The sequence below is a fragment of the Flavobacterium sp. genome (genome assembly GCF_025352015.1).
Taxonomy (GTDB): domain Bacteria; phylum Bacteroidota; class Bacteroidia; order Flavobacteriales; family Flavobacteriaceae; genus Flavobacterium.
In genome coordinates this window covers 38,119-48,082 of the sequence record NZ_JANXUG010000096.1, presented here as the reverse complement: position 1 = coordinate 48,082, position 9,964 = coordinate 38,119, and the positions used below count along the sequence as shown (strand labels likewise).

8 protein-coding genes and 1 riboswitch are annotated in these 9,964 nt (G+C 33.7%); of the genes, 5 read left to right on the top strand and 3 right to left on the bottom strand.

Features of this window, described 5'->3' with window-relative positions:
- Together Q0Q96_RS09705 and Q0Q96_RS09700 are read right to left on the bottom strand one after the other, a co-directional pair.
- Positions 1-485: deoxynucleoside kinase (locus Q0Q96_RS09705; protein ID WP_293874299.1), on the bottom strand; the 485-nt coding region annotated here is incomplete at its 3' end.
- A complete protein-coding gene (locus tag Q0Q96_RS09700; protein WP_293874298.1) occupies positions 485-1,195 on the bottom strand; it encodes a hypothetical protein in 711 nt (236 codons plus the stop codon). The genes Q0Q96_RS09700 and Q0Q96_RS09705, both read right to left, overlap by 1 nt.
- A gap of 200 nt (positions 1,196-1,395) precedes the next feature.
- On the opposite strand from Q0Q96_RS09700, the gene Q0Q96_RS09695 reads away from it, so the two are divergent.
- Genes Q0Q96_RS09695 through Q0Q96_RS09685 form a run of 3 tightly spaced genes read left to right on the top strand, consistent with a single transcriptional unit; the run spans position 1,396 to position 5,936 of the window.
- The gene (locus tag Q0Q96_RS09695; RefSeq protein WP_293874297.1) at positions 1,396-2,334 is read left to right on the top strand and encodes a GLPGLI family protein; all 939 of its coding nucleotides are present in this window, start codon (positions 1,396-1,398) and stop codon (positions 2,332-2,334) included.
- A gap of 20 nt (positions 2,335-2,354) precedes the next feature.
- On the top strand, positions 2,355-3,191 hold the full coding sequence (locus Q0Q96_RS09690) for a GLPGLI family protein (RefSeq protein ID WP_293874296.1): 837 nt from the start codon (positions 2,355-2,357) through the stop codon (positions 3,189-3,191).
- 24 nt (positions 3,192-3,215) lie between these two features.
- A complete protein-coding gene (locus tag Q0Q96_RS09685; protein WP_293874295.1) occupies positions 3,216-5,936 on the top strand; it encodes a carboxypeptidase-like regulatory domain-containing protein in 2,721 nt (906 codons plus the stop codon).
- 59 nt (positions 5,937-5,995) lie between these two features.
- Here the strand turns inward: Q0Q96_RS09685 and metK are convergent, their stop codons facing one another.
- Positions 5,996-7,246, bottom strand: coding sequence for a methionine adenosyltransferase (gene metK / locus Q0Q96_RS09680; protein WP_293874294.1), 1,251 nt, complete (start codon positions 7,244-7,246; stop codon positions 5,996-5,998).
- A gap of 325 nt (positions 7,247-7,571) precedes the next feature.
- On the opposite strand from metK, the gene Q0Q96_RS09675 reads away from it, so the two are divergent.
- Together Q0Q96_RS09675 and Q0Q96_RS09670 are read left to right on the top strand one after the other, a co-directional pair.
- Positions 7,572-8,534: a choice-of-anchor J domain-containing protein gene (locus Q0Q96_RS09675; RefSeq protein ID WP_293874293.1), complete on the top strand. Its 963-nt coding sequence runs from the start codon at positions 7,572-7,574 to the stop codon at positions 8,532-8,534.
- A 108-nt stretch (positions 8,535-8,642) separates the two neighbouring features.
- Positions 8,643-8,752: riboswitch (SAM riboswitch) on the top strand.
- Between the two features lie 180 nt (positions 8,753-8,932).
- Complete coding sequence (locus tag Q0Q96_RS09670; protein ID WP_293874292.1) at positions 8,933-9,925, top strand: homocysteine S-methyltransferase family protein; 993 nt, start codon at positions 8,933-8,935, stop codon at positions 9,923-9,925.
- Positions 9,926-9,964 lie beyond the last annotated feature (39 nt).

The following is a 9,964-nucleotide window of genomic DNA, read 5'->3' as shown; positions in this document are numbered from 1 at the left end:
GCTTCATAGCGTTCGTTCAACCGGCTTAAATAATCAATAGAAATGGTATTTTCATAATCACGGCCACGCTTGTGAATTTGAGCAACTAAATTGGGTATCGAACTTCGTAAATAAATCAACAAATCAGGTGCACCCACAAGCCCTTCCATCAATTGAAACAAATCGGAGTAATTTTCAAAATCACGATTCGTCATTAAACCCATTGCGTGTAGGTTGGGAGCAAAAATATGGGCATCTTCATAAATAGTTCTATCTTGAATAATATTTTTTCCGCTTTCGCGAATTTGCAGCACCTGACGAAAACGAGAATTGAGGAAATATATTTGCAGGTTAAAACTCCAACGTTCCATCTGGTGATAAAAATCATCTAGATAAGGATTATCAACTACGTCTTCAAAATGGGGTTCCCATTTGAATTGTTTGGCTAAAAATCGTGTTAAGGTTGTTTTTCCTGCGCCAATGTTTCCTGCTACTGCTATGTGCATTATGGTAATTTTATTTTATAATTCTTAATTTGTTGGTTGGTAAAAATAGCCAAAATTTGGTCTTTGTAATAATAATTTTTAATCGATTTCTCAACAATTTCTATTTCGTAAATCGTTTTCGTTACATTATTCAAACAGTACAAAATATTTTCTCGGGAAAACAACAGTTTTTCATTATCAACAATCTGAATTTTTTCAAATGAAGGAATATTTGCTAACAAAGTGACTTTTCCAAAAATATCTATAGCATACCAATTATTAATATCATCAATCCAATAGAAATTATTAAAATCAGTTTGTGTGTATTTTATGTTTTCCGCTATTGGATTTCCTATAGTTTTGGATGTATTTTTTAGATAATCAAACAATAGTATTTGTTGTGTTAATGCATTATAAATCCAAAACTGACTTTGAGAAGCCAAACCAATTTTTGAAGCAAAGATAGAAGTATCAATTTCAAAAAAATTAAGTTTTTGAACGTCATTCAGTTGATTGTCAAGTGTAACTATGGTATTAAAATCTTCGTAGAAAACCACAATTTTCAGGGGATTGATAAAGTCAACAGAAGTTATTTTTCCTAAAGCTACATTTTTATATTCCCATTTTTGTGTTTCATTTTCCTTGATAAAAACATTTTCATTGATGTAATAATTATTGCCCAAACCATCAAAACCAATATACGTTTTGTTCTCAAATTCTTTAGTATTCACTAGCGTAGTTTTTAGCTTTGTTTGGCCCAAAACCATAGTACAAATAAATAATAAGAAGAAATAAAATATTTTTTTCATGATAAGGCTAATTTACACTAAACCAAATTAATTACATCAACTTAAAATTACTATTTTAATAATACATTTGTAACACAAATCAATACGAATCGTCACATTAAATTCATCAAATTAAAAACGCTATGAAATCGAAGAATAACGAACAACATAAATCAACAACTCTTATGATAAAAAAAGTACTTTACGCAACATTATTTTTGTTGGCATTTTGCGTTTCCAATGCCCAAAAGGATTTTCAAGGAAAGGCTATTTACGAAACCAAAACCAGCACATCAGATTTTAAATCCCGTATGCAAGACAACAAACAAATAACCCCCGAAATGCAGAAAATGATTGAAGAACGCATGAAAAAAATGTTCGAAAAAACATTCATTCTTAACTTTGACAAATCGGCTTCTATTTACAAAGAAGAAGAAAAACTAGATGCGCCTAGACAAAGTCAAGGTGGCAGAATGCGCATGATGTCATCAATGATGGGCGGCGGTGGAACGTTTTATAAAAATGTAAAAGACAAAAATTACACGGTTGACAAAGAATTTATGGGAAAAGAGTTTTTGATTAAAGATTCTTTACCAAAATTAAGCTGGAAAATGGAAACCGAAACCCGCATAATTGGCGGCTATAATTGTTTCAAAGCCACAGCAGTGCGTCCCGTAAGCCCATCTGATTTCAGAAATTATAGACCTAAAAAAGATGACAAAAAAACCGAAACGACAAAAACAGCTGACAAAGACAAAAAAACCAATTTTATGGATGACTTTGATATGCCAAAAGAAATTACGATTACGGCCTGGTACACTCCAGAAATTCCTGTTAATCAGGGTCCAGAAAATTATTGGGGTTTACCAGGATTAATTCTCGAGGTCAATGACGGAAAAACCACTATACTATGTTCAAAAGTAGTCCTGAATGCAAAAGAAAAAGTAGCGATTAAAGCACCAACTAATGGCAAAGTTATTTCGCAAAAAGAGTACGATGAAACAGTAGTCAAGAAAATGGAGGAAATGCGTCAGATGTACGATGGAAAAGGTGGAATGCCAATGAGAATGGGGAATAAATAAAAACGTATAAAAAAAATATTATGTCCAAAAGCAACATTTTTGCGTTGGTTTTATTAGGTACAATTTCACTTTCCGCTCAAGAATTTCAGGGACATGCGGAGTATTTTTCAAAAAGAATTGTTAAGAAAAAAGCGGAAGTAAGTGGTATTAAATCCAAAGAACCAATTGATCTCGAATTTCAGAAGGAAATTGATGTAGCTATTAAAAACGCTACTGAAAAGGAATTTCTTTTAGTTTTTACAAAATCGGAAAGTTTGTATGAAGAAAATAAAAAACTTGACAAACCCTTTGTTGCCGGAGAATCTTCACTATCAATTAGCTTTTCGAGCGCAGGTAAAAAATACTTAAATCTAAAAGAAAATAAATCTTTAGTAGAGGATGAAGTTTTTGATAAAGAATTTTTAATTGAAGAGCCGCTCGTAAGACCTAATTGGAAATTAATTAATGAAACCAAGAAAATCGGAGAATATAATTGCTTTAAAGCAGAATTACTAGTTCCAGTCAGCGAAAAGCAAAAACAAGATTATGAGGATTTTTTGAAAAGAGAACAAAAAAAGTCATCACTTTTTAAAATGCATAAGCCAGAAGAACAAATAGTTATTGCATGGTACACGCCAGAAATACCGGTAAGTTTTGGTCCCGATAATTACTGGGGATTACCAGGATTAATACTCGAAATTAACAAAGAAAAGTTTATTATTCTATGTTCAAAAGTAACTATTGGAAATAAAGAAAAATCCAAAATTAAAGTTCCAAATATGGGTGAAAAAGTAACCCAAAAAAAGTTTGATGAAATATTGACAAAAAAAACAAAAAGCATGCAAAATGAAGATGGAGTAATTATTTTTGAACATTAATTCTTCTTGCGTCAATTCCAATAAATGAAAAAATTAGTAACACTATTTGTTTTTATAACCACTTTTTCTTTTGCCCAATCCATCCGTTTTGAAGGCACTATACAAGATAACAATAAAGCACCACTCGAAATGGCAAACGTTTTGGCAATGAACCAAGGTAGCAAAGCCATGGATGCTTATGCGATTACCAATGACAAAGGAAAGTTCTTTTTAAACTTAAAAGCAAATTCAACTTATACTATTAAATTAAGTTATCTTGGAATGCAAAACAAGGAAATTTTGGTTACGACTCAAAACCAAAACATTACCCAAAACATTACCATGGAAACTGCAGGTGTTGAGCTTGAAGGAGTTGAAATTGTTCGCGAAATGCCTGTATCTATAAAAGGAGATACCATTGTTTATAATGCCGATTCATTTAAAACAGGAACCGAACGAAAACTCGAAGATATTTTAAAAAAATTACCGGGCGTTCAGGTAAATGCCAACGGCGAAGTGGAGGTAGAGGGCAAAAAAGTAACCAAGTTGATGGTAGAAGGTAAAGATTTTTTTGATGGCGATACCAAACTAGGCGTGAAAAACATTCCTGCCGATGCCGTTGATAAAGTGCAGGTATTACGAAATTATAATGAAAATTCTATACTTAAAGGTGTAGAAAACAATCAGGATAATATTGCCATGAACATTAAACTAAAAGACGGAAAGAAAAACTTTTGGTTTGGTGATGCCACTGCAGGAATTGGTGTGGGACATGCAGAAAAACGTTACATTATAAATCCGAAATTATTTTATTACAGTCCCAAATATAGCATTAATCTGATCACCAATTTTAATAATATAGGAGAATTACCTTTATCTTTTCAAGACTATTTTAAGTTTAGTGGCGGTTTCAAAAAAATGATGTCAAAAGGTGGTTCAAGCTTTGACGTTTCGTCCAATGATTTGGGAATTTCTTTGTTGAGAAACGACAGAGCTAAAGAAATTGAAACTAATTTTGGGGCTACCAATTTTTCGTATAATCCATCAAAATCGCTGACTTTAAGCGGATTTACAATATTTTCTTCGTCATTAACTGATTTAGAGACTAGGACCAAAACCAATTTTTTAGCACCTAACTCATCCACCGTTGCATCAACAGAAAATAAAGAAGAATTAGCCCATCAAAAAAATAATTTTGGACTCTTTAAATTTAGTTCTAGTTATAAACCCAACGATAATTTTCAATTCGATTATGATATTCTGTCAAAAATATCCAGTCAAGTCGAAGACAATTCTCTTTTCAGGGAATCAGTGGTAAACAATAGCGCTAATTCTGAAAACATATACACCGCCAAAAAGCAAAAACCAGTTTCAGTTAATCAAAACATTGGACTATATTATACCGCAACAGATAAAAACGTTTTTGCATTTGAAATGCAGCATTTATATCAAAACGAAGACCCATTTTATAATGCTAATTTACAGTCGCAGCCCTTTAATTTTGTTGGATACACAACAGGTCAAAACAGAAATAACATATCGCAAAACAGAGTGGTGCAAACCAACAAACTCGATGCCAAGTTTGATTATTATTACATGGTTACTCCAAAAAGTAACATAAACATCACTCTGGGAAATACGTTTTCCCACCAAAATTTCGACTCCGCTATTTATCAAATTTTAGATAATCAAACCATCAATAATTTGACCGATGTTTCAAATACCAATGCTGTAAAATATGATTTCAATGATGCTTTTCTTGGACTTCATTACAAAATGCTTAAGGGAAAATTTACTTTCACTCCCGGAATTAGTGCGCATACATTTGCTCTTGATAATCATCAGTTAGGAACTAGTTACAACCAAAAATTCACAAGAATCTTACCCGATTTTTATGCATTGTACCAAATCAAAAAATCAGAAACGGTGACCTATAATTTTGCGATAACCAATAATTTTACAGACATCAATAAGCTGGCCGCAGGATTTGTATTCAACAATTATAATAGTTTGACAAAAGGAAATAGAACTCTGGAAAACGCCATGACTCAAATTCATGCCATTCGTTATTTTAAGTACAATATGTTCAATTTTGAAAATATCTATGCCACTGCCAGCTATTCTCGAACTGTTGAGGCGGTCAAATCGAGGTTTTTGTTTAATGGTGTAAATCAGTTGGCAGGTGCCATAAACTCCGCTTTCCCCGATGAGAGTTTTTCTGCTTATGGCGGTTATGGACGTTCCTTTTTTAAATATTATAAAGCATCTTTCAATGCCAATATAATCTGGTCAAAATTTAATAACATTCAGTTCAATCCTGCAATTTTTTCTGATATTGCCATAGCAAACGAAAGTTTTACCCAGGATTACACTTTAAAACTATCAACCAATTTTAAGAATATGCCTAATCTGGAAGTGGGTTATAGTTATGATATAAATGATTATCAAAGCAACAGATTTTTTACAGATAAACCTTTTGCAAAATTAGATTATTTTTTTCTGAAAAGTTTTTCATTCGTTTCTGAATATGAGTTTTATCATTACTATAACTCCAATAAAAGCATTGAGAATCAATACGATTTTCTTTCGGTAAGTTTAATTTTTCAAAAAACTAAAAACAGCCATTTGGAATATAAAATTTCTGGAACCAATTTACTGAACACTTCAACACTGAACGATGACAGTTTCAATCAAAATATCGTCAGAACCTCTCAATATAGAGTGCAGCCTCGTTATATTATTTTTAGTTTAAAGTATAATTTGTAACAACAAAAATCCCGTTCAAAAGATTTTCTGAACGGGATTTTTTTTAAAAAACTCTGATTTTATAAACCAAAAGCAACTTTAACTTTATCTACATAATCTAATTTTTCCCAGGTAAATAACTCTACAGTTACTGTTTTTGGAACACCATTTGGTAATTGAAACGTTTTAGTTACGGTTTCGGGAGTTCTTCCCATGTGCCCGTAAGCAGCCGTTTCGCTATAAATAGGATTTCTTAATTTTAAGCGTTGCTCAATAAAATAAGGACGCATGTCAAAAACATTTTCTACCACTTTACTAATTTCTCCATCGGTCAAACTCACTTTAGAAGTTCCATAAGTAACGACATTTATAGAAGTTGGTTTTGCCACTCCAATCGCATATGAGACTTGAACCAAAACTTCATCACACAATCCAGCAGCAACAAGGTTTTTAGCGATATGCCGCGTGGCATAAGCAGCAGAACGGTCTACTTTTGACGGGTCTTTTCCAGAGAAAGCTCCACCACCGTGAGCACCTTTTCCACCATAAGTATCCACTATAATTTTTCTTCCAGTCAAACCTGTATCTCCGTGCGGTCCACCAATTACGAATTTCCCCGTTGGATTAATATGATAGGTAATCTGGTCATTAAAAAAATGAGCATATTGAGGATATTTAGCTTTGATTCGTGGAATTAAAATCACAACTAAATCATTTTTAATTTTCGCTAACATAGCAGCTTCAGGAGCAAAATCATCATGTTGTGTTGAAATAACGATAGCTTCAATTCTAACGGGTTTGTTGTCGTCAGAATATTCTAAAGTGACTTGCGATTTTGCGTCGGGACGAAGGTATTTTATCTCGTTATTTTCTCTTCTTAAATTAGCCAATTCTATCAGCAATGCGTGTGATAAGTCTAAAGCCAATGGCATATAATTTTCAGTTTCATTGGTGGCATATCCAAACATCATTCCTTGATCGCCAGCACCTTGCTCTTCTTTGCTGGCTCTGTCAACGCCTTGATTAATATCAGCCGATTGTTCATGAATAGCAGATAAAACGCCGCAAGAATCTGCTTCAAACATATACTCACTTTTCGTGTAGCCAATTTTACGAATTACTTCTCTAGCAATAGATTGTACATCAAGATAGGTGCTCGATTTTACCTCACCTGCCAAAATAACTTGACCCGTGGTAACCAATGTTTCGCACGCAACTTTAGAATCAGCATCAAATGCCAAAAAATTATCAATTAACGCATCTGAAATTTGATCAGCAACTTTGTCTGGATGTCCTTCACTCACTGACTCCGACGTAAATAAATATGCCATAACTTATGATAGTTTAATATTAATTATAAATTTATAAAGTGAATGCAACATAAACTAAAGAAGGAAACCTGCTTTAGCATTTTTTTACGAGGTTGCAATCAGTTCAAATTTTTCCTCTATTTAGATGTGCGCAAACTTAAAAAAAATTATAATCTAAAAAAAAGTTTTTAGATTTTATTTCATAACAATCAATAATTGCAATCAAACCTCTATAATTTTATTATTTATAAACCTTATTAATTTATGGTGTGAATAATGTAATTTTTTTTAGACTTTTTAATCTAATTGGTTAAATTTGTAAAAATTTAATTTATATCAAAAACACATGAAAAAAACTTTACTCACTTTATTGTTAATTCCTTTTTTAGGGATAGCACAAAACCAATTTTCTTTTGGATTTAGTGGCACAACTGCCGCAATGATTGCTGCCGGATGGCAAGTAACAAATCAAAGTACTCCTGTATACACTGGAGCACCAAAGTGGTCTATAGCAAGTTATACAGCTCCAACAGCTGCGACTCCTTTTGGAGGTTTAACCCCAAATGGTCAAGATGGCTCGTTAAACTCTTTTGCTTTAGTCAATTTTACTAGTACAGGTACTTCTACAACAGCAGGTAGTGGTGTAATCAGTAACTGGTTAATCACTCCCGTAATAACCGTTATGAATGGTGATGTCGTTACTTTTTATACCAGAATTGGTAAAAATACAACTCCTGCTGATCCAAATGCATCTTATGCCGACAGGTTACAATTCAGAATGAGTACTACTGGTGCTGCCTCGACAAATCCAACAACTGGTGCTACCGATTTGGGAAGTTTTACAACTTTATTGGCAGATGTTAATCCAAATTTAAATCTGACAGATTATCCAACATCGTGGGCTACTGGTTTAATTACTACTACAATTAGTGGGCTTTCGGGACCAACAGCGGTTAAATTTTCTTTTAGATATTTTGTAACCGATGGCGGAGCAGGTGGAACTAATTCTGACATAATCGGAATCGACACTTTTTCTGTAAACAGACCTTTAAGCACAGCCGATTTCTTTGCACAAAACTTCGAAATATATCCAAACCCTGTGACCACTACTTTCGACATAACATCAACAAATGCGACAGCCATCAACAATGTTAAAGTAATCGATATAAACGGCAGAATAGTAAATGATGTAAATGTTGCTGGATTAAATAACATCCAAATCAATGTTGCCGATTTAAGTTCAGGAATTTACTTTGTAAAAGTGCTTTCCAATAAAGGAATTGGAACTTCTAAAATAATAAAAAACTAGAAAAACTCTTTATTTCATAAAAAACCCACTTCGGTGGGTTTTTTTATTTAAAACAGTTGCAAAATAAATTTCTATGACTTTACTTTGCATCGTTCATAAATTTATTGATTGTTATCACGAAAGCTGGAGAGATTAGACTCAATGAAAGCTTAGCAACCTCTAGCCCATGGCGAGAAAGGTGCTACATTCTATTTCGATTTATCGAAAGAAGATAACCCCCGAGAATTTCTCTCACTCTCACGATAACCTTTTATAATTTTTCATGCTAAACTAGTTTTAGTATCAGGAGCGAATGGCTTGCGAATTTTTGCATTCCATATTCCCGCTTTCTGTCTCGTTCCAAAAAACGAGACTGCCAATCGGGGCTAGATAGTTATCCATTTTTGTAAAGAAAAATAATGTCAAAGATTAAAGAAGCAATTCAAAACAGGATTCTCGTGCTCGACGGAGCAATGGGCACCATGCTACAACGTAACAATTTCTCCGAAGAGGATTTTCGTGGCGAACGTTTTAAAGACTTTCCACATCCGTTAAAAGGGAACAACGATTTACTTTCTATCACACAACCCGAAGCTGTAAAAGAAGTTCACAGACAATACTTTCAAGCCGGCGCCGATATTGTTGAAACCAACACATTCTCGGGGACCACAATCGGAATGGCAGATTATCATCTCAAAAATTTGGTGTATGAACTCAACTATGAATCCGCCAAAATTGCACGCCAAGTAGCCGACGAATTTACAGATAAACCACGTTTTGTTGCCGGTTCAATCGGACCAACAAACAGAACAGCGTCAATGTCTCCAGACGTAAACGATCCTGGTTATCGTGCCGTAACATTTGATGATTTACGAATTGCTTACAAGCAACAAGTAGAAGCTTTAGTTGATGGTGGTTGCGATGTTTTATTAGTAGAAACAATATTTGATACACTCAACGCCAAAGCCGCACTTTTTGCAATCGAGGAAGTAAAAGAAGAACGCAATCTCGATATTCCAGTAATGGTTTCAGGTACAATTACCGATGCTTCAGGAAGAACACTTTCTGGGCAAACTGTAGAAGCTTTTTTAATTTCTATTCAACACATCGATTTATTAAGTATTGGTTTCAACTGCGCACTTGGAGCCGATCAATTAAAACCTTATCTAAAAAGATTAGCACACAATACACAACTCAATATATCTGCGCATCCAAATGCAGGTTTGCCAAACGCATTCGGACAATATGATCAAACACCAGCCGAAATGCAAGCCTTAATAAAAGAATATTTGCAAGATAATTTAATCAATATAATTGGCGGTTGTTGTGGTACAACACCTGAACACATAAAAGCAATTGCCGAAGTTGCAGCACAATTCAAACCCAGAAAATCAGAATTAGTAACAAATTAAAACCTGTGAAAATCCTTTTTAATCTGTGGCTAAAAATAA

What these genes read in the sequence shown, in the direction of transcription:
- Q0Q96_RS09695 (WP_293874297.1), top strand. Translation starts at nt 1,396, where the DNA reads ATGAAATCGAAGAATAACGAACAACATAAATCAACAACTCTTATGATA.
- Q0Q96_RS09685 (WP_293874295.1), top strand. Translation starts at nt 3,216, where the DNA reads ATGAAAAAATTAGTAACACTATTTGTTTTTATAACCACTTTTTCTTTT.
- metK (WP_293874294.1), bottom strand. Translation starts at nt 7,246, where the DNA reads ATGGCATATTTATTTACGTCGGAGTCAGTGAGTGAAGGACATCCAGAC.
- Q0Q96_RS09690 (WP_293874296.1), top strand. Translation starts at nt 2,355, where the DNA reads ATGTCCAAAAGCAACATTTTTGCGTTGGTTTTATTAGGTACAATTTCA.
- Q0Q96_RS09675 (WP_293874293.1), top strand. Translation starts at nt 7,572, where the DNA reads ATGAAAAAAACTTTACTCACTTTATTGTTAATTCCTTTTTTAGGGATA.
- Q0Q96_RS09670 (WP_293874292.1), top strand. Translation starts at nt 8,933, where the DNA reads ATGTCAAAGATTAAAGAAGCAATTCAAAACAGGATTCTCGTGCTCGAC.